Below are 20,289 nucleotides of genomic sequence, written 5' to 3' on the forward strand. Positions count from 1 at the left end.
GCCCGGGAGCGGAGACGGCCATGACAAAGAAAGGTTAATGGCCGATATCTTTCCCTGGCTGTTGCGCGATTCCCGGTCGGTCTTGTGCGGCCGACACACCCGCCTGTAAAGTCCGTTGTTGATCTTCGCGACACCCGAATCCATTCACACATGGCGAGTGATCGTGTTCTCTGTCGCCGAACGCTGCCGACCGGGACCACAGCAGCGAATTGGGGGAGTTGTTGCCTGGAATCCGTGCGGCCTCGACTGGTATCCCATACGTCTCTCCTCGCGTCTTTGCGGACCTTATGAGCGGTTTCCCGACCGGCGTCGCTGTGATCACCACCAGTTGCTCTGACGGGGAGCCCTACGGCTTGACCTGCTCCTCTCTGGTCAGCGTCACCCTCGACCCACCGACGCTCCTGGTATCCGTAAAGAGCGTGAGCCCGGTTCTCGACGCCATACGCCGAAACGGATCTTTCGCCGTGAACCTGCTTCACGCGGACGCGGAGCAAACAGCCCGGATCTTCTCCACCCCCGTTCCCGACCGCTTCAGCCAGGTGCAGTGGGAAACATCGAACACCTTGCACCTCCCATGGCTTGTCGAGGATTCCTTCGCGTTTTCCGAATGTGAACTCACGGAAACCCATCAGGTGGGTGACCACGTTCTGACGCTGGGGCGGGTTGTTCACGCCGAGACCCGTCTGCGGTCCTCGCCACTGCTCTATGGGATGCGCGGATTCGCCGCCTGGCCCACCACGCGGCCCGACTCCCTCGCCCTCTCCGAAACCGGCGGCCCGCGCCGCTGAGGTGTTCGCGTTCCACTCACAGTGCTCACGCACGACCGGGAAGGACCAGATGGACGACCACCGGATCAGGAACATCGTCATCCTCGGCGGCGGCACGGCCGGCTGGATGACTGCCTCGTACCTGGGCAAGGCGCTGCAGGGCACCGCGACCATCACGGTTCTGGAGGCGCCCTCCATACCCAAGATCGGCGTGGGCGAGGCCACGATCCCGCTGCTGCAGAACGCGTTCTTCAACTACCTCGGCATACCCGAGGACGAGTGGATGCGCGAGTGCAACGCCGCCTTCAAGACGGCCGTCAAGTTCATCAACTGGCGTACGCCCGGCTCGGGTCAGGCAGACGCCCGCCCCTTCGAGGGACGCGGCGACCACTTCTACCACCCGTTCGGGCTACTCCCGAATCACGATGGCATCCCGCTCTCCCACTACTGGTACCGCAAGCGGGTCCTGGGCGAGACGGACCTCCCCTTCGACTACGCCTGCTTCAAGGAGCCGGCGACCATGGACGCGAAGCGGGCGCCCCGATGGGCTGACGGCGGCCCCGCGACCCGCTACGCCTGGCACTTCGACGCTCACCTGGTCGCCGACTACCTGCGCCGCTACGCCACCAGCAAGCAGGGGGTCATCCATGTCCAGGACGAGATGACCGAGGTCATCAAGGACGAGCGTGGCTTCCTCACCGAACTGCGCACCAAGGGCGGGCGCACCCTGCCCGGCGACCTGTTCGTCGACTGCTCCGGCTTCCGTGGTCTGCTGATCAACGAGGCGATGGAGGAACCCTTCATCGACATGAGCGACCACCTGCTGTGCGACAGCGCGGTCGCCACCGCCATCCCCCATGACGACGAGAAGGACGGCATCGAGCCCTACACCTCGGCCATCGCCATGGAGTCGGGGTGGACCTGGAAGATCCCGCTGCTGGGCAGATTCGGCAGCGGCTACGTGTTCTCCAGTCAGTTCACGGACCACGACGGGGCCACCGAGGAATTCTGCCGGATGTGGAACCTCGACCCGGAGAACACCAAGGTCAACCGCATCCGGTTCCGGGTGGGGCGCAACCGCCGCGCCTGGGTGCGCAACTGTGTCAGCGTCGGCCTGGCCTCCTGCTTCCTCGAACCCCTGGAGTCGACCGGCATCCACTTCACGTACGGCGCGATCTACCAACTGGTCAAGCACTTCCCCGACCGGCGGTTCGACCAGGCCATGATCGACGGGTTCAACCGCGAGATCGAGATCATGTTCGACGACACGCGGGACTTCATCCAGGCGCACTTCTACTTCTCGCCGCGCACGGACACCGAGTTCTGGCGCGCGAACAAGGAGCTGAAGCTCACCGACAACATCCTGGAGAAGGTGGCCGCGTACAAGGCCGGCCTGCCCATCAACCAGCCCTTCACCACGGCCGAGACCTACTACGGCGACCCCGGTGCGGAGTTCCGCAACTTCTGGACCAACGGCAGCTACTACTGCATCTTCGCCGGCCTCGGGCTCATGCCCGACCACCCGCTGCCGATCCTCGACCACAGGCCCGAATCCGTCGCCGGTGCCGACAGGCTCTTCAGGCAGATCAGCCAGGAGCAGCAACTGCACGCCGAAGGGCTCGGGGACAACTACCAGTACCTGCGCTCCCTTCACGGAGCGGAGTAGCGGGCGGAGCTCACCGACCCCAGCCGCGCCCCCAAGACCGAGGAAGAAGGGAAGCACGTGTACGAATCGCTGGTGCCCGTGACGCACCACTTCTACCCGCTGCAGCGGTACACCGACCCGGAAGTCGCCCCGTTCTCCGACTTCCTGCGGCTCCTGGACAGCCGCAAGCCGGAACCGACCGACAACATGATCTACCTGCACATCCCCTACTGCGAGAAACGCTGCACGTTCTGCCCGTTCCACGTACGCGTCAAGCGCGACGTCTCGGTGTACGAGCGCTATGTCGTCGCCCTCGAACGGGAAATCGAGATGCTGGCGCGCCTGCCGTACGTGCAGGACATGAAGTTCCGCGCCGTGTACTTCGGGGGCGGCTCCCCCTCCCTGCTCACGGTCGCGCAGATCAAGCGGCTGTACGACGCCCTGCGCCGCGGCTTCTCCATCGACGCCGATGCGGAGTGGACCTTCGAAGGTGAGCCCGCGGGCCTGTGCGACCCCGAACTGCTGGAATATCTCGCCTCGCAGGGCACCAAGCGGCTCAGCTACGGCATCCAGACGTTCGACGAGCCACTGCGCACCACGATGAACATCGCGGCGACGGTACAGGACGCCCTCACGGCCAACGAGCGTGCCAAGGAGCTCGGCTTCGAGGACATCAACGTCGACATGATGTACTACATGCCCGGTCAGACGCCGGCCGCCGTGGAACGCGACCTGAAGGAACTCGGCAACTGCGGCTTCGACAGCGTCGACTACTACTACATGTCGTACTACGCGATGCCCAAGAGCACCTTCCTCGGCATGGAGAAGGGAACGTACCCCCGCAAGCCCCCAGCCGAGATGCGGTTCAAGATGGGCCAGCTCGTGCAGCGGCGCATGCGGGAACTCGGCTACCACCACGTCACCGACCACGTGTACTCCAAGCGCCCCCAGGGATCCGAGTACTACCGCATCCTGTGGGGCGGCGGGTTCGGCGAGCACCGGGCGGAGACCCTGGCCGTCGGTGCCTCCGCGCGTGGCTACCTGGGCGGTTACAGCTACGCCAACACGCTCGCGCCCGACCCCTACGTCGAGGAGATCGAGGCGGGCAAACTGCCGGTCACCAAGGTGTCGGCGCTCCTGGAGGAGCCCCGCAACCGCGGCATGATGTTCTTCCCCAAGTTCTTCCGCACGGAACTCTCCCGCATACCCGACGACGCCCGGACCCGGGTCTTCCTCGACAACCTGGTGGAGCAGGGGTACGCGGTCGTCGGGGACGGGGAGCTCCGGCTCACGGACAAGGGCAAGGAGTGGATCCCGAACATCACCGTCGACCTCTTCGAGGACACCCAGCGCGAGATCCACGACAACTGGGTCCAGGAACTCGAGTCGCACTATTCGAATCGCGTCACGCTGTGACCCTGCCGGGTGACCGGATGAGCGGAAAGTGAAGTATGGCCAAGCGAATCATGGTGGTCGGCGTCCCGTGGAGCACGCACGAACTGGTGCCCGCGGCGCGCGACGCCGAGCGGTTGGGGGCGCGGCTGAACGTCGTCGACACTCCTGACGCCCTGCGTACCATCGGCGACGACGTCCCGTGCGAGCGGATCGCCGTCGCCACGCTCGAAGAGCCCGAACTCGTGGCGGCAGCGCACGAGATCGCGCCCGACTGCGTCGTGTCGATCACCGAGCTGACCATGGAACACGCCGCCCTGGTTCGCGAGGCCCTGGGTCACCCCGGCACGTCCGCGGACGTCGAACTGACCGTCGCGGACAAACTCCGTACCCGTGCCGTGCTGCAGAAACACGGTCTGACCGGTGTCGGGCACTGGGAGACCACGCTCGACGAGGTGGCCGGCCTCGTCGCGACGCTCGATCTGCCGGTCGTCGTCAAACCCCGTCAGCTGACAGGCAGCGCCGGCGTCCGGCTGGTCGCGGACCCCGACGATGTGACGCCGCTTCTGGAGCAGTACGACCAGGAGACCGCGGCTCACTTCCGCCGTGACCGGCTGCTGGTCGAGAGCTACGTGCCCGGCGAGGAGATCAGCGCGGAGGGCATCGTCGTGGACGGCGAGCTCCACCTGTTCACCCTCACCGACAAGGTGAACACCGGAGCCCCCCACTACGTCGAAGTCGGCCATCTGATGCCCGGTGCCAAAAGCTCCGAGTGGGAGCCGAGGATCCACGACTACCTGCAGCGGTGCGTCACCGCCCTCGGAGTCGTGACGTCCCCGGTCCATGCGGAGGTGAAGGTGACGGACGATGCCGTCGAGGTCATCGAACTGCACACCCGCTACGGGGGCGACGACATCGTCCAGCTCATCGAGCGGAGCTGCGGGATGCGGCCCTTCGAGACCTACTTCGCCGCGATGCTCGACGGCACGCGTCCCGCCCCCGGCCCGCACGCGGGTGACGCCGTCTGGGGCGTCGGCTTCTTCAGCGCCCCCGTCGGCTCGGCGTTCCACTGGCCCTCGTACGACTTCCCGTATCCGCAGGCGGTGATGCGGTTGGAGGTCGACGCCACCGCCGAGCCTAAGCTGCGCGCCTACGAAGGGGTGCGGCTGGCGTACTGGCGAGCGGGCCGCGCGCTGTTCTCCGCGCCCACGCACCGCCCCGTGCGCGAGAACATCGACTTCCTGCGAGCCCAGCTGCCGCGCGCCGACGAACAGGGCGCGAGAAGGGCCTCCGACTGATGGGCGGGAGTTCGTCGGCCCTGCGGGTGCCCGACACCGCCTGGGACGCCTCTTTCCCGGCCGCCGCCGCCGAACTGCCCGCCCGGTTCGTGGCCCACGACGAGGGCTACCGGCGTATCAGGCCCGCGCTGCTGCCTCTGGTGGTGTCCCCTGGCGCGGCGAGCGCCATGTGGGACACGACGCGCGCCTGTCTGGAGCGGGTCCGCGACAAGGCCGCGCGCATCCTCGACGACCGTTCCGGCGCCGCGATCGCGGAACTGGGCTATCCGCCCGAAGAGGTGTCCTGGCTCACCGCCCACCCGCCGAAGGCCCTGGACGGCGCGGGCGCCTTCGCCCGCGCCGACTTCGTGCTGGGCCCGGACGGGCCGCGGCTGGTCGAGATCAACGTGGGGCCGACGGTGGGCGGCATCGGAATCCTCGACCGGTACGCCGAGGTCGCGGACGACCTGCTCGGTGCCCACGGATTCCACCGCACCGGTTCGCGGGCCGCCGGTCTGCCCCGCCCCGCGCGGGCATGGGGGCGCGCACTGAGGCGGCTCGCCGGTCTGCCACCGCACGCAGCCCAAGCCGCCTCGCCCCGGATCGTGTTGGCCGTCACCGACGAAGAGGCGGACATCCCCATCCCCCACGATGCCGCGCACTATCTGGCCGCCGAGGGGTTCGACGCGACCGTGTCCCGTACGGACCGGATCCGCTTCGACGGCCCGAAGGCCACCGTCGACGGGCGCGCTGTGGACGTCGTCTACGGCTGTTTCACCTACGACGAGATCATCACGCCCCGCTACCGGGCGTTCGTCGACGCGGCTGTGGCCTGCGACGCGGCGGGGGGACCGACGTACGTGGCGCCGCCCGTGTTCACACTGCTCGGAAACAAGGCGATGCTCGCGACGAACGGCGGCGAGCAGCCCGGCGACCGGCACACGGCGGGCACCCACCTGCTCACTCGCGCTGTCCTGCCACAGGCACGCGCCGAGCGCGAACGACTGGTGCTGAAGCCCACGGTGGGGTACGGAGGCCAGGGCGTGGTCATCGGGCGCGACGTTTCGGACGATACGTGGGAAGAGCGCCTCGAAGCCGCCCTGAAGAGCCGCCCTCACGTCCTCCAGGCGTACGTGGAGCCGAGCAGCATCGAACTCCCCACGCCCGACGGGCAGTCCTCCTTCGAGGTGGGCATCGGCTGTCTGTACGTGGACGGCGACTTCGGCGGATTCCTGGCCCGTTGCGTGCCCTCAGGAGTCGGCGGTATCGCCAACGTCCATCAGGGCGCCGTCTTCGGCGCCGCGGCCGGTGCGCCGCCCGGCGAGGACGTGCGCGGCGGACACTCGACCGGCGGTGGCACGCGGCCATGACGATCCCCGGCACCCGTGTTCTGGCGGTCCACTCCGCCGTCGCTCCGGCACTGCTCCAGTCGCTGCTCACCGCCGCCGACGAGGTCGTCCTGCTCGTCCCCGCCGGAGCGGGAGACGAGGCTTCTTTGCCGCCCGCCCTCGCTGCCCGGGTCCTGGTGCACACGTACTCCTGCACCGAGGACGCGGTGGCGCTGGCTCGGAAACAGCACGGCGCGGCACCCTTCGACGCCGTCCTCGCGGTCTGGGAAGGCGCGGTGGAGGCGGCCTCCCTCATCACCGAGGCGCTCGGCCTGCCGGGCTGTTCTCCGGACGCCGCACGGGCCGCACGCGACAAGTCGCTCGCCGCCGCACGCTTCCACCGCGCGGGCGTGCCGCACCCCCGCAGCTGGACCTTCGACGCCACGGCCCCCGATGCCGGCGGCGAGGCACTGGAGCAGTGTGCCGAAGGCCGGCTCGTGGTCAAGATGCCACGGTCCACCAACAGTCAGTCCGTCATGCTCGTCCGGAACCGCTCCGAGCTCGCGGAGGCGATGGCCGTCATCCGCCGGCTCTACCGCACCGGACGCCGGGACAACCGGCTCGCCGACCTGTACGAACGGCCGGACGGCAGCGCCCCTGTCCTGGCCCAGGAGTATGTCGGCGGTGTCGAGCTGAACATCGACCTGCTGCTGTCCGAGGACGCTCACGCTGTACTCGGCGTCTTCGAGAAGCATCCGGCCGTCGGGCCCACCTTCGGCGAGACGCACAGTGTCCACCCCGTCTCGCTGGCCGAGGCCGAGCTGCGCCGGGCCGTCGACGTCGCCGTGGCCGCCACCCGCGCTCTGGGCGCCACCAGGGGAGCCGCACACGTCGAGCTGCGTATGGGCGAGCGGGGGCCGGTCGTCATCGAGGGAGCGCTGCGGCCGGGCGGCTTCCTCACGCCGCTCGCCATGCGGCGCCTCACCGGCGTCGACCCCGTGGCCGCTCTGACCCGGCTCATGGTCGCCGGCTCCCTGCCGGAGGTTCCGCCGGTGCCCGGCGACCGGGCCTGCCTGTACGGCGCGGTCAACGTGGAACGTACGGGCCGGGTCGTCCGCATCACCGGTGAGGCAAGGGCTCGTGCTCTGCCGGGTGTCGTCCTCCTGGACGTCATCAAGAAGCCGGGAGACGTCCTGGTGACCCTTCCGGAGGGGACCGACTACCACATCGCGGCCTTCCTCGTCGAAGGCGGGAGCCGGTCCGAGGTGGAGGGCACCGCTGAGCGGATCAGGAGCTTGCTGAAGGCGGAGCTGGAGGAGGCCACGGCATGACGTACCTGGCGCTGGTGGGCGTGCCCCGTACCGCGTACACCCTGAACGAGGCGGTGATCCAGGCACGGCTGCGCGGTTTCGACGTGGCGCTCGTCGACCGGGCCGCGGGCCTCGCCGCCGTTCCCGGCACGATGCCGGTGTCCCGGCTGGTCGAGGTCGACCGCATGACCCCGGACGACGTCGCCCAGGCGCTGGCCGCTCTGCGTCCCGAGCGAGTGCTGTCCTTCTCAGAGCTCCATCTCGGTCTCGCGGCCCGCGTCCGGGAGCGGCTGGGTGTGCCCGGCGAGGCAGGCGCGGTGGAGGACCTGGTCCGGGACAAGGGCGCCACCCGTCACCGTCTTGTCGAACGCGGCCTCTCGCGCGTACGCCACGCCATGACGACCCTCGCGGATCTCCCGCGCGCCGCCGCCGAGTTCGCCCCGCCGTTCGTCGTCAAGCCGGTCGACATGACGGGCAGCATCGGCGTACGCGCCATCCGGTCGCACAGCGAACTCGCCGCCTACGGGGGCCTGTTCGAAGACCCGAGTGTGGAGGCGCACCAGGAACGGCGCCTGCTGCTGGAGGAGTTCATCACCGGCACCGAGTACAGCGTCGAAGGCATCTGTGTGGCCGGGACCTTCCATCTGCACGCCGTGACCCAGAAGGCGACCAGTGGCTTTCCCGACTTCTACGAGACCGGGCACCTCCTGCCGGCCCGCGCCCAGTACACCGACGGGCGTTTCGCGCCCTACCTCCAGAAGGTCGTGACCGCCCTCGGCATCACCACCGCCCCGATCCATGCCGAGGTCAAGGTGACGGACGAGGCCATCGACCTCATCGAGATCCACTCACGGTTCGGCGGGGACCTCATCCCGCTGCTCCTCGAACGCGCCCTGGACATCAAGGTGTTCGGGCAGTTCTACGACGCTCTGCTGTCCGGCTCGGCACCACGCACTCCGACCGCCCCGGGGAAGGTCGCGGGTGTCCGCTTCATCGGGCGGCCCGTCGACGGAACGGGTCTGCGCCTGCCCGCCCTGCCCTCCGGTGTCGAGGCGGAGATCGTCCTCACCGGTTCCCACGCCCGCGAACCCGTCGCCCTGGACAACATACGGATCCCCAACCGGCGGTACGGACACGTGCTGTTCACGGCGCCCGATCACGAGGCCGCGGAGAAGTTCACGACGCTCATGGAAAACGATTGGCAGGCCAGTAGTTGATTCTCGAACTCGTCACGTTCCGAATCCGTCCCGGTGTGTCCGAGGAACAGTTCGCCGAGGCTGTCCGGTCCGTGGACGGTTTCCTGACCGAGCAGCCGGGCTTCCTGTCCCGGCAGGTCCTCACCGTCGAGGGCGACCGGAGCCACGTCGACCTCGTGTGGTGGGAGGATCTGGCCGCCGCCCAGGCCGCCGCGGAGTCGATCCGGAAGGACCCGCGCGCCGCGTCCTTCATGTCCTGCCTCGATCCCACGTCGGTTCACCTGTCGCACGCCCGGCTCACCCACTCCCGCCCGGAGAAGCCCTAGTGGTGGCCGAGCCCTCCACCGAGCGGCCGGAGGGCGGTGCGCCCCCCGGCCGGCTGGTGGCCTTCCTGCGCGCGCACTTCGGAGGGCTGCCCCACGTCTACTGGGTGGTGTGGTCGGGCATTCTGGTCAGTCGCGCCGGCACCATGGTGGTCCCGTTCCTCACGCTCTACCTCACCGACCAGCGCGGTATGTCGGTGGGCTGGGCGGGCTCCGTCGTCACCATGCTCGGGCTGGGAAGCACCTGTTCGCAGTTGGTCGGCGGGTTCCTGAGCGATCTGTGGGGGCGCCGCGCCACGTTCGCCACCGGCCCGGTCGCCGCCGGCGCGGCGCTGCTGGCCCTCGGCTACGTCCGGGGGCTCCCGGCCACCCTGGCGGCGGCCTTCGTCGCGGGTCTGTGTCTGCAGCTGTACCAGCCCGCGTCGGGTGCCATCGTCGCCGACACCGTGCCGAAGGAGCACCGGGCACGCGCCTACGGCCTGCTGTACTGGGCCGTCAACGTCGGCTTCTCCATCGCCTCCGTACTCGGTGGCGTCCTGGCACAGCGCGGCTTCCTGTGGCTGTTCTGGATCGACGCCGTCACCTGTGTGGTGTTCGGCCTGCTGATCTGGTGGCGGCTTCCCCCCGACGACGTGGACGGCGCGAAGGGGGACGCCCGCCCGGCGGGCGGCTACCGGGAGGTCCTGCGGGACCGCGTCATGGTCTCCTACGTGGTGCTGCTCCTGCTGCACGCTTCCGTGCAGTTCCAGGTCGGCTCCACCTTGCCCCTCGCCATGGTGGACAGCGGGCTTACGCCGGCCGACTACGGACTGGCCGTGGCCGTGAACGGCATCCTCGTCGTCGTCGTACAGCCCCTCGTCGTCAGACGGCTCAGTGAGCAGGACCGCAGCAACGTCATCGCGTGCGGGGTGCTGCTGATGGGGACGGGCTTCGGTCTGGGCGCCTTCATGTCCAGCCTTCCGGGCTACGCCTTCACCGTCGTGATCTGGACAGCGGGTGAGATCACGATCGCGGCCGTGGTGCAGACCGTCGTCGCCGACCTCGCCCCCGAGCACCTGCGGGGCCGCTACAACGGGCTGTTCGGGGCGGCCTACGCACTGGCCGCCGTGGTCGCCCCGGCCGGCGGGACCCAGCTGTACGCCCACGCGGGCCCCACCGCCCTGTGGGCGACGTGCTTCGGACTCTGCTCCCTCGTGGCCGCCGGTCAGTGGGCGCTGGGGCGAGCCGTCCGAGCGCGCGGCACAACCCAGCAGCTTGCCGAGACCGCCAAGGAGTGAGGAGCCGTTTCCATGACCGACACCAGAGCGGGCAGACCGGGCGGGGGACTCGACCGGTCACTGGGCAGCCGCCAGATCATGATGCTGTCGATCGGCGGTGCCCTGGGGACGGGGCTGTTTCTGGGTGCCTCGTTGGCGATGTCCATGGCGGGCCCTTCCGTGGTGGTCCTCTACCTCGTCGGAGCGGTCTTCGCCGCGGCGCTGGCCTACGCGCTGGCCGAGATGGCCTCCGCGCATCCGGAAGCCGGCGGCTTCGGCTGGCTCGCCGACCGCTATCTGGGACCGCTCGCCGGCTATGTCCAGCGATGGAGCTACTGGGGTTGCCTGGTGGTCACCATCGGGGGCGAGATCGTGGCCGCGGGCATCTACCTCCGCTTCTGGTGGCCGGAGCTGCCGCTGTGGATACCGGTGGTGGCCCTGACCGTCCTCATCGCCGCCATCAACTGCGCCGCCGTGTCGGTCTTCGGTGAGCTCGAATACTGGTTCGCGCTCATCAAGGTGCTGGCGGTCGTCCTGTTCATCGGCTTCGGTGTCGTCTTCATCTTCTTCGGTGTGGGCGGGGAGCCGGCCGCGGGCCTGGGCAACTGGACGGAACACGGAGGATTCGCCCCGCACGGCGCCGAGGGCATGCTGCTCGCCCTGACCGTCACCACCCTCGCCTACGGAGGCACGGAAGCGGTGGCCATGACGGCCGCCGAGTCCAAGGACCCCGGCAAGGACGTGCCCAGAGCGGCCCGTGGCGTGGTGTTGCGGCTGTTGCTGTTCTACGTGCTGGGCACCGCCGTGATCGTCTCGGTCATGCCGTGGACCGAGACGGCGAACGTCTCCGGCGTGGACCAGAGTCCCTTCGTCCGCCTCTTCGACCTGATCGGTGTCCCTGCGGCGGCCGCCCTGATGAACGCCGTCGTTCTCACCGCGGCGCTGTCCGCCGCCAACACCAATCTGTACGTCGCCTCCCGCATGATGCACTCCCTGGCGCTGAGCGGCTTCGCTCCTCGGGCGCTCGGCCGCACCAGCAGCCGCAGGACACCGCTGGCGGCCGTACTGGCCTCGGCAGTCGGACTGGTGGCCGCCGCGGTCGTCTCCGCGGTCTCACCGGAGGACGCGTTCCCCGTGCTCCTGGGCGCGGCTCTGTTCACCGGTATGGCCACCTGGCTGATCATCTTCGCCACGCATCTGGCGTACCGTCGGTCCGGGGTGGCACAGGCAGTCGGGAAACCGGCCGTTCGTCTGCCGGGGGCACCCGTCACGACCCTGATCGCCATGGCCTTCACCGTGCTGGTGATGGTGCTGACCGGTTTCGTGGACGCCTTCTCACTGGCCTGGAAGGCAGGCGTACCGTTCATCGTCGTGGTCGCCCTGTCCTACATGCTGCCGGCCCGCAAGCGGCGCCGTACCGCGGCGGCGAACCCTCCGGCCGCGTCGGCACAGCCGTCGACCAACGCCGTTCCCGGCCAGAACTGACGGCCTTCACCGCTCGCGGTGGGCGATGAGGCCGGGGCCGCGCCCCGGACCGCCCTGGTTCAGCCCAACGTGTCCATCAGGGCGGTGACATAGGCGTCCAGCCGCTCCTCCACGGTTCGCGTCGTCAGCTCTGTCCTCCCCGCCTCCCGCCATGGCTGCGACACCGAAGTCACTTCTTCCGCGAACGCCAGCCCGCTCCGCACCCGCCAGTACAGCCGCTCGCTCGTGGCCGCGGCCGGCACCCCGCCGGCCTCCTCGTACGCCTCCGCGAACCGCAGACCCCACACCGGGCCGTGCAGCAGCGCGAGGTTGGTGGAGCAGTGCGCCACATCGAGATCCGTCGGGCCCCAGGAGGTCGCCGCCCAGTCGACGACGCCGGTGATCCGGGCACCTGCCGGTCCTGGGGGCGGCACCTCGAACAGCACGTTGCCGGGTTGGAAGTCGCGGTGCAGGAACCGCCCTTCACAGGGCGGCGCGGGCCGCCGGATCACGTCGATCGCCGCGGCCCAGGCCGCCGCGTCGGCGCCCTTCGGAGTCACGACGGTGTCGGCGGTCGTCAACGTCACGTACTTCCGGGGCCGTTGGGCGGGTCGCAGCGCGTGGATCGCCACGAGTTGGCGGGCCAGCAGAGGGACGCGCGTCTCCAGTCCCTCATCGTCGAGGACCGTCCGGCCCGCCAGATGTGTCATGAGGAGCGAGGGATACTCGCACCGCGCGGCGGTCGGATCGACCGCGACCAGTCCAGGAGCCGGCACGCCGGTCCCCGTGAGCAGGGTGAGGGCGTCGGCCTCCCTGTTCAGCCGGTCCTCGGCGTGCTCCACGTCGACGAAGGTCCGCAGCACCAGGTCACGGGTGTCTCCGTCCCGCCTGCGGACGGTCAGCCGCCGTGTCTCGGCGGTGATGCCGCCGTGGAGCGCCTCGGTCCTGACGATCCGTTCGCCGACCTCCAGGTGCCGTCTCACCCAAGCCAGTGTCAACGGCCGGACAGCCGCCGCCTCATCGTGGTCGCTCACCGTGCCACCTCACCATCCGGACGGCGCCACGCGCGAGAGCCGGCTTTCGTCACCGTTCCGAAACAGCCGTGAACCGCCCCGACAGGTGCCCCGTAGAGCCACGTGTGTGCGGCCCAGCGGCCGCGGCGATACCAAGCGACGGAAGGAATCGGCATGGCCGGCGGCAACATCCAGATCAGCCCGGATGAGATGCGGGAGGCCTCGACCTGGCTGCAGAACCAGAAGGAGCTGATGCAGCAGAGCCTCCACGAGGCCAACACCAAGATGGAGGAGATGGTCGAGGCGGCCTACGCGACGCCGGGCTCCGAGACCAAGTTCCGTCCCTTCTGGGAGGAGTACAAGAACGGTACCCAGGAGGCGATCGAAGGGCTGCAGGGCGTCAGCGAGTTCATCAAGCAGGCCGCCGACGCGTTCGTCGACACCGACGACCAGACGTCCGGCTCCATCGGCTGACGTGCCCCGCACCGTCCGGCCCCACCCCCCGGTGAGGGGCGGGGCCGGACGGCCGGAGCAGGAGAGGAGACGCCGATGGGTCGCATCAGCGTTCCCGTGCAGGACTTGAAGGACACGGCCACGCAGCTCCAGAACATCGGGGATCTGATCGGCAACAGCGCGACCCTCTTCCACGCCGCGGGCGACCGGGAGGACTTCGAGAGCATCGCCGGCGACAGCAGGCTCGCGGAGGCGCTCGACGGGTTCGACAAGGCGTGGGTGGCCGGTCACGAACGGGTTCACGACAACGTGAAGAAGTTCTCCGAGAACGCGGACGCGATCTCCGAGAACTTCACGAAGACGGACGACGACGTCGCCAACTCGCTGGACGAATCGAAGAAGGAAGCGTGACAAGCGTGACAGGAGACGCCGTGCGGAAGGGAAAGCGGAGGGGAAAGGCGTCATGACGCATCCGGTCACGGAGCAGCCCGAGGGCGCGCCCGCGGGCTACACGCTGAGGTTCCCCGACTCCTGGTGGCAACTCGACCTCGACCCGAGCACCCGGGACGCGTCGATCCGCCGCCGTATCGAGTCCCAGGTGAAGAAGGCACCGCAGCTCTCCCGCGAGCAGGTGGACGAGCTGATCCGCAGTACCCGGCGCACCGCCCGCGAGGCGCACGCGCGGGGCGCGCTGCGGGCGTCGGGGATGCTCAGGATCCTCCACGCGGGCAGCGGACCCCTGGTGCTCAGCGCCACGACGGTCGTGCTCCGGATCTCCGTTCCCGAGGATCAGTCGGAGGATCTGGCGGACCTCGTCGTCGCGGCCGGCATGCAGCTCGGCACCCAGGCGGAGGGCACCGGACTGCCCCCCGGCGAGGTGGAGTTGGTGGAACTGCCCCAGGTCGGAGCGGCCGGGCGGATCACCAGGATCGAGGACGTGGACCACAAGGGGACGCCCGTCCCCACCGCGGTGCGGCACACCCTGATCCCGGTGCCGAACAGCCGGGACTACCTGGTGCTCGCCAGCTCCACCCCCAACGTGGATCTGGCGGACCAGTTCTACGAGGTCTTCGACGCGATCGCGGAGTCGTTCCGCTTCGAGGACCCGGCCGGCACGTCCGGCGCAGCGGATCCGGCGGCGGAAGCGGCCGGTGGAGGCCCCATGGGCGAAGCAGACAAGGGAAGGTGAGGTACGCGGCCATGGCGCGTCCAGCGGTGTCCGAGTGGGAATCGGTTTTCGGCTTCTCGGACGACCCGACTCCGGGTGATGCGGAGGTCCTCGGAGATCTCGCGAGGAGCTATCGCTCAGTGGCGGACAATGCGGGCGATGCCCTCCCCCTCGTCTCCGGGCTGGAGAACCAGCAGGTGGGCGAGGGCAAGACCATGGACAAGCTCCGGGACAAGCTGGGCGACCTGGCCGAGCAGGTGCGCAAGCTGCACAGCTCGTACGACCAGGCGGCCGGCGCGCTGGACACGTATGTCCATTCACTGCTCGATCAGCAGCGGAACGCCGACAACGCGCTGGAGAAGGGGCGGGAGGCCAAGGAGCGGCTGGCGTCGGCCACCGCGGTGGTGCTCGCGGCCGGTGCCGAGATCGGCCGGCTGGACGGGGCCGAGCATCCCCCGGACGACACGGAGGCGCGGGCGAGCACGCGGCGGGCGCTGGACGAGGCCCACAGCAAGCAGTCCACGGCGCAGATGCAGGCGGATGACGCACAGGCGGACCTCGACGCCGCCCGCATGCTCGCCGAGGACGCACGGCAGGTGCGCGAGGAGGACGCCGCCGTCGCGGCCCAGAAGCTGGACGACGCGAAGGACGAGTCGGTCGCGGGCTACAGCCTGTGGGACAAGATCAAGAAAACGCTGAGTACGGCACTGGGCATCATCAGCGCGGTGCTGGGTGTCGTGGCCCTGCTGATACCCGGCCTGCAGGGCCTGGGAATCGCCCTGACGATCGGCAGCATCGTGGCCGGTGCGGCGTCGCTGGGGATCAACATCTCCGTCATGGCGGAGACCGGCGAGTGGAACATAGCCGAGATCGTGCTCGGCGTCGTGGGCATGGTCGCGGGCGGGGCCGCGCTCCTCAAGGGCGTTGGGGGGATCGGCGCGGCTCTCAAGAACGTCAAGCCCGGCTCGATGAAGAATCTGCTGGGCGGCTTCCGCCTCTTCGGCCGGGGTCCGAAAAGCCGTAAATGCGAGACAGACCCGGTCGATGTGGCCAGCGGCGAAATGCTGCTGACGCAGACCGATCTGGAGCTGCCCGGCATCCTGCCGTTGGTGATCACGCGTACCCATCTGTCGACCTACCGGTACGGCCAGTTCTTCGGCCCGTCCTGGGCCTCCACCCTGGACGAGCGCCTCGAAGTCGACGACCGGGGACGGGCATTGTGGGCCCGCGAGGACGGCTCGATCCTGACCTACCCGAGCCTTCCCGCCACCGGGTCGGATGAGCAGGCGTGGCCCGAGGAAGGACCCCGCCTCCCTCTGACCTCCGCCGGAACCGGCACCACGGGCGAGGTCACCTACCGCATCACCGATCCCCACACCGGCCTCGTCCGCACCTTCACGGACAACCCCGACGACGACAACGGCCTGCACTGGCTCACCCGATGGCACGACCGCAACGACAACGAGGTCAACGTCACCCGGCTGGAGGACGGCACCCCCACGAGCCTGGTCCACTCCGGCGGCTACCGGGTCGACGTCCACTGCACCGCCGGCCTGCTGACCCAATTGACGGTGAGCACGCCCGAGGGCCCGGTCGAGGTCATGTCCTACCAACATGACGCGGACGGGAACCTCACCCACGTGGCGAACTCGTCGGGCCAGCCGCTGGTGTTCGGCTACGACGACGAGTCCCGCATCACCTCCTGGACGGACCGGAACGACTCCACCTACCGCTACGTCTACGACGACGACAACCGCGTCACGCAGACCATCGGCCCCGAGGGCTACCTCTCCTCACGCTGGTCCTACGACCCCGACCAGCAGCAGACGCATTACACCGACGCCTGCGGCGCCACGACCGTCTACCAGCTCAACGAGCTGTACCAGGTCACCGCCGAGACCGACCCCCTCGGCCACACCACCACCTCCGAGTGGGACCGCTACGACAACCTCCTCGCCCGCACCGACGCCCTCGGCAACACGACCCGCTACGAGTACGACCGGGCCCACAACCGCACCGTCATCGAACTCCCGGACGGCAGCCGGTCCACGGCGACGTACAACGAGCTGAACCTCCCTCTCTCCTCGACCGGCCACGACGGGACGACGTGGCACAGCGAGTACGACGAGCGGGGCAATCTCACCGCCATGACCGCCCCGGACGGGGCCACCTTTCGGTTCACCCTCGACCGCGCCGGTGCCATCGCGACCGCAACCGACGCGTCGGGCGCGGCAGCCACGTATGAGAACGACGACGCCGGTCTGCCCCTCTTCGTCACTGATGCCTCCGGCGGAACCGCCATGCTCGAACGAGACGCGTTCGGCCGCCCCACGGTCCTCACGGACCCACTGGGTGCGATCACCCGCACGGTATGGACCGTCGAAGGCCACGTATCGGAACGCACAACCCACGACGGCCGCAGCGAACACCTCACCTGGGACGGCGAGGGCAACTGCCTCACGCACACCACCCCCGCAGGCGGCACCACCAGCTTCGAGTACACACATTTCGACAAGCTCGCGGCGCGTATCGAGCCCGACGGCGCCCGGTGCACCTACGTCTACGACGCCCAGCTCCGCCTCACCCGGGTCACCAACCCGCAGGGCCTGAACTGGGATTACACCTACGACCATGTCGGCAATCTCATTGAGGAAGCCGACTTCGACAACCGCGAGATCCGGTACGCCCATGACGCGTTGGGTCGGGTCACCTCCCGAACGACGCCGCTCGGCCAGGAGATCGGCTACACGTACAACGAACTCGGTCAGCTGACGTCCAAGGACGCGGCCGGGGTGCGGACCGACTACACCTACGACGCCGCAGGCGCTCTCATTCGCGCGGTGTCCCCCACCTCCACGCTCACTTTCGAGCGGGACATCATGGGGAACCTACTGTCACAGACGGTGGACGACCGCACCACCCACTACACCTACGACGTCCTGGGCCGTCGCACCTCCCGCACCACGCCCACTGGCGCTTACACCGAACTCGCCTACGACGCGGCCGGCAACCGCAGCTCCCTGACCTCCGACGGCCACCGCATGGAGTTCACTCACGATCTCCTCGGCCGTGAGCTGTCGCGCGGTCTGGGCACGACCGCCTCGCCGGTCGCCATGACCACAGCCTGGGACGTGGCCGGGCGCCCCGTCGCACAGCGGCTGACCGCCCCGGGCGGGAACGTCCGGGCCCGCACCTACGCGTACCGGGCGGACAACTACGTCACCTCCATCACCGACGAGGCGACGGGTGCCGGCCAACGGATGGAACTGGACCAGGCAGGGCGCCCGTTGACGGTCACGGCCGAAGGCTGGACCGAGTCCTACGCCTACGACCAGGCCGGCAACCAGACCGAGGCCGCCTGGCCCGACGAGGCGCACCGCACCGACGCCCGCGGCCCGCGTACCTACAGCGACACCCGTCTGCTCAGTGCCGGTGCAGTCCGGTACGAATACGACGACGCGGGCCGCATGGTGCTGCGGCAGAAGCGCCGCCTGTCGAAGAAGCCCGACACCTGGCGCTACGAATGGGACGCCGAGGACCACCTGGTCTCCTGCGTCACGCCCGACGGCACCCGGTGGCGCTACACCTATGACCCGATGGGCCGCCGCACCGCCAAGTACCGCATGGCGGAGGACGGCGTCACGGCGGCCGAAACGGTGTACTTCACCTGGGACAAAACGCGCCTCGCCGAGCAGACGGACAGCACCACCGGAGTCACCATCACGTGGGACCACGACGGACACCGCCCCCTCACGCAGCTGGAGCGCAAGCCGAGGAGCCAGGACGAGTTCGACTCCCGCTTCTTCGCCATCGTCACCGACCTCGTCGGCACCCCCACCGAACTCGTCGACGAGCAGGGCGACAGCGCCTGGCGCTCCCGCACCACCCTGTGGGGCGTCACCACACGCAACCGGGACGCGATCGCTCACACACCGCTGCGTTTCCCGGGACAGTATGAAGACCCCGAAACGGGTCTGCACTACAACTACTTCCGGCACTACGACCCCGAGACTGCCCGCTACACGACGCCGGACCCGCTCGGCCTCGAACCCGCCCCCAACCCCCGCGCCTATCCGCACAATCCCCATACGTGGTTCGACCCCCTCGGGCTCGCACCGTGCGACGAGCTGGAGAGCCTTGCCAAGGAAGTGGCCGACCAGGCGCCCCTGAATAGCCAGGGGTGGCGGACGGTCGCCGCGGTCCGTGACAACCAGGGAACTACGTGGGTGGCCGGCACGAGTAATGGCAAATTGACTGAGCTGCAGAAGAACCTCGTCACGACTCGGGGGGCCACACCCCTGGACAACAAACAGTACATTTCTCCGACGGTGATGAAGGGCCCTCACGCGGAGGAGAACCTTCTGGAATGGATCGACAGGATTGGTCGGAAGCCCACATACGGTGCAGCCAGTCGCAGCGTGTGCGACGGCGTCTGCCCAAATCTCATCTGGCGTTTCGGAGGAAAGATAGAGGGGCCCATACACACCGGAGACCGTGGAACGAAGATTCGACATTTCCAGTTTCCAGCCAATATCCAGTAAGTTGACCGGTGCGGGCGCGAAACAGCACCCATGGAGCCCCATGAGGAACGGGAAGCCACATGCCCGAAGAAATGGCCCCTCAAATCATCGGCCAGGAGACCGTCGAAGGAGTCGCGGAAGCCTGGGGACGCCATGAGGGGAGGCAGTTCCGGGATGGGATGTTGCGGCTGGTGACACGCTCCACGGAGCTGGTGGCTGTCAGGACGATACGTTCGTCCACCCAGCCGCCGCTCTTTTCCGCCGACTTCCTCTCTGTCCCGTTGGTGGACCTCGCCGAGTGCTATTACGTGACTCCTGCCAGGGGTGGCGTCGCGGCGTCCCGGCATGACTCGGTCTCGTATCACTCCCGTAGTGGTGCGGTCGAGTGGAGCTTCAGGCACTTTCCCTGGAGTGACACCGGCAGCGGAGCCTGCGCGGAAACCCCGGACAGGCGCCATCTACTCGCCGTCGTTCCCGGAACTCCCGACGATGCAGGGGAATATCCGGGTGACCGCTGCGTTCTTCTCGAATCGGAAACCGGGGAAGTGATCGACGAGACGCTTCTCCCCTCATTCTCCGCCTTCTACGCCCTGGAGGCTCCCTTTCGGCAGACCTCGACCTTTTTTCTGTCCGCAGGGCAGGGCCAGGACGATGCGTATTCCTGGAAGGTGGACATTGCGGATGGCTGTCTGCACCTCACGGAGCTGGCATCGGGCATGGAGCGTGTGACGGGTGCGCAGCACGACAGAGTTCTGGTGCAGCATGTCGGTGGCCTCCGGTTGCAGGTGCGGAGTGCTGTCCCCGACGGGCCTCCGCACGTCGAATCCGAGGTGTACTCGGCGGATTTGAGGGCCGATAAGGAGTCGTACATCACGGGTGACTCCGGATTTGTCGACGACTCCCGCGTCATTGCCGCTGTGGGCGAAGAGTCGTGGTCTGAAGAAACCGAGCATTTCCTGCTCGGCGTGGAAGACCTGACTGTTCATCACCGGGTTCGGTACCCGTTTCCGGTCGGCCTGGATCCGAAGGCCCTCGGTGACGGAACGTGGATCACCTCGAACGGAACCGACGTGCACCGCTGGCGCATCGGGCAGTAGCGAACGCCGGCGAATTCGGGCCAGGCTCCGTGGGGGGCCGGCCCGGACCCGCCCCGCATACGAGAGGGCTCCCGCCGAAC

15 protein-coding genes and 1 pseudogene are annotated in these 20,289 nt (G+C 68.6%); 15 read left to right on the forward strand and 1 reads right to left on the reverse strand.

From position 1 onward, the window contains the following. Positions 1-287 precede the first annotated feature (287 nt). From FNH08_RS08095 to FNH08_RS08140, 10 genes are read left to right on the forward strand one after another with little or no spacing between them, the layout of a single operon-like run. Positions 288-788 carry a flavin reductase family protein gene (locus FNH08_RS08095; RefSeq protein WP_152770684.1) on the forward strand — a complete coding sequence of 167 codons (501 nt, stop codon included), beginning with the start codon at positions 288-290 and terminating at the stop codon, positions 786-788. A 49-nt stretch (positions 789-837) separates the two neighbouring features. Further along, a complete protein-coding gene (locus tag FNH08_RS08100; RefSeq protein ID WP_152770685.1) occupies positions 838-2,433 on the forward strand; it encodes a tryptophan halogenase family protein in 1,596 nt (531 codons plus the stop codon). A gap of 57 nt (positions 2,434-2,490) precedes the next feature. Further along, a complete protein-coding gene (locus FNH08_RS08105; RefSeq protein WP_152770687.1) occupies positions 2,491-3,828 on the forward strand; it encodes a coproporphyrinogen-III oxidase family protein in 1,338 nt (445 codons plus the stop codon). A gap of 35 nt (positions 3,829-3,863) precedes the next feature. Continuing rightward, a complete protein-coding gene (locus FNH08_RS08110) occupies positions 3,864-5,102 on the forward strand; it encodes an ATP-grasp domain-containing protein (protein ID WP_152770688.1) in 1,239 nt (412 codons plus the stop codon). Beyond that, positions 5,102-6,451: an ATP-grasp domain-containing protein gene (locus FNH08_RS08115; protein ID WP_152770690.1), complete on the forward strand. Its 1,350-nt coding sequence runs from the start codon at positions 5,102-5,104 to the stop codon at positions 6,449-6,451. The genes FNH08_RS08110 and FNH08_RS08115 overlap by 1 nt, the downstream gene beginning before the upstream one ends. Continuing rightward, a complete protein-coding gene (locus FNH08_RS08120; RefSeq protein ID WP_152770692.1) occupies positions 6,448-7,740 on the forward strand; it encodes an ATP-grasp domain-containing protein in 1,293 nt (430 codons plus the stop codon). Before FNH08_RS08115 ends, FNH08_RS08120 begins: the two co-directional genes overlap by 4 nt. Further along, a complete protein-coding gene (locus FNH08_RS08125) occupies positions 7,737-8,936 on the forward strand; it encodes an ATP-grasp domain-containing protein (protein ID WP_152770694.1) in 1,200 nt (399 codons plus the stop codon). The genes FNH08_RS08120 and FNH08_RS08125 overlap by 4 nt, the downstream gene beginning before the upstream one ends. Next, entirely contained in the window at positions 8,933-9,241 is a 309-nt protein-coding gene (locus FNH08_RS08130) for an antibiotic biosynthesis monooxygenase family protein (protein ID WP_152770696.1), read from the forward strand. The genes FNH08_RS08125 and FNH08_RS08130 overlap by 4 nt, the downstream gene beginning before the upstream one ends. 2 nt (positions 9,242-9,243) lie before the next feature. Next, positions 9,244-10,515 carry an MDR family MFS transporter gene (locus FNH08_RS08135; RefSeq protein WP_322723991.1) on the forward strand — a complete coding sequence of 424 codons (1,272 nt, stop codon included), beginning with the start codon at positions 9,244-9,246 and terminating at the stop codon, positions 10,513-10,515. Between the two features lie 12 nt (positions 10,516-10,527). Then, a complete protein-coding gene (locus FNH08_RS08140; protein ID WP_152770698.1) occupies positions 10,528-11,979 on the forward strand; it encodes an amino acid permease in 1,452 nt (483 codons plus the stop codon). A gap of 59 nt (positions 11,980-12,038) precedes the next feature. Here the strand turns inward: FNH08_RS08140 and FNH08_RS08145 are convergent, their stop codons facing one another. Next, positions 12,039-12,941 carry a phosphotransferase family protein gene (locus FNH08_RS08145; RefSeq protein ID WP_322723993.1) on the reverse strand — a complete coding sequence of 301 codons (903 nt, stop codon included), beginning with the start codon at positions 12,939-12,941 and terminating at the stop codon, positions 12,039-12,041. A 204-nt stretch (positions 12,942-13,145) separates the two neighbouring features. Between FNH08_RS08145 and FNH08_RS08150 the strand changes: the two genes are divergently transcribed. The 5 genes and pseudogenes from FNH08_RS08150 (at position 13,146) to FNH08_RS08170 (ending at position 20,209) form a co-directional block, all read left to right on the forward strand. After that, positions 13,146-13,445, forward strand: coding sequence for a WXG100 family type VII secretion target (locus FNH08_RS08150; protein WP_152770699.1), 300 nt, complete (start codon positions 13,146-13,148; stop codon positions 13,443-13,445). A 75-nt stretch (positions 13,446-13,520) separates the two neighbouring features. Further along, positions 13,521-13,835, forward strand: a complete 315-nt coding sequence (locus FNH08_RS08155) for a hypothetical protein (RefSeq protein ID WP_152770701.1) — start codon at positions 13,521-13,523, stop codon at positions 13,833-13,835. A gap of 52 nt (positions 13,836-13,887) precedes the next feature. Then, complete coding sequence (locus FNH08_RS08160) at positions 13,888-14,613, forward strand: hypothetical protein (RefSeq protein ID WP_152770702.1); 726 nt, start codon at positions 13,888-13,890, stop codon at positions 14,611-14,613. A 1,025-nt stretch (positions 14,614-15,638) separates the two neighbouring features. After that, positions 15,639-19,133, forward strand: a pseudogene (locus FNH08_RS08165) (RHS repeat-associated core domain-containing protein); the annotation flags it as partial. A gap of 59 nt (positions 19,134-19,192) precedes the next feature. Continuing rightward, positions 19,193-20,209, forward strand: coding sequence for a hypothetical protein (locus FNH08_RS08170; RefSeq protein ID WP_152770706.1), 1,017 nt, complete (start codon positions 19,193-19,195; stop codon positions 20,207-20,209). Positions 20,210-20,289 lie beyond the last annotated feature (80 nt).

Source organism: Streptomyces spongiae (assembly GCF_009377185.1).
Lineage (GTDB): Bacteria > Actinomycetota > Actinomycetes > Streptomycetales > Streptomycetaceae > Streptomyces > Streptomyces spongiae.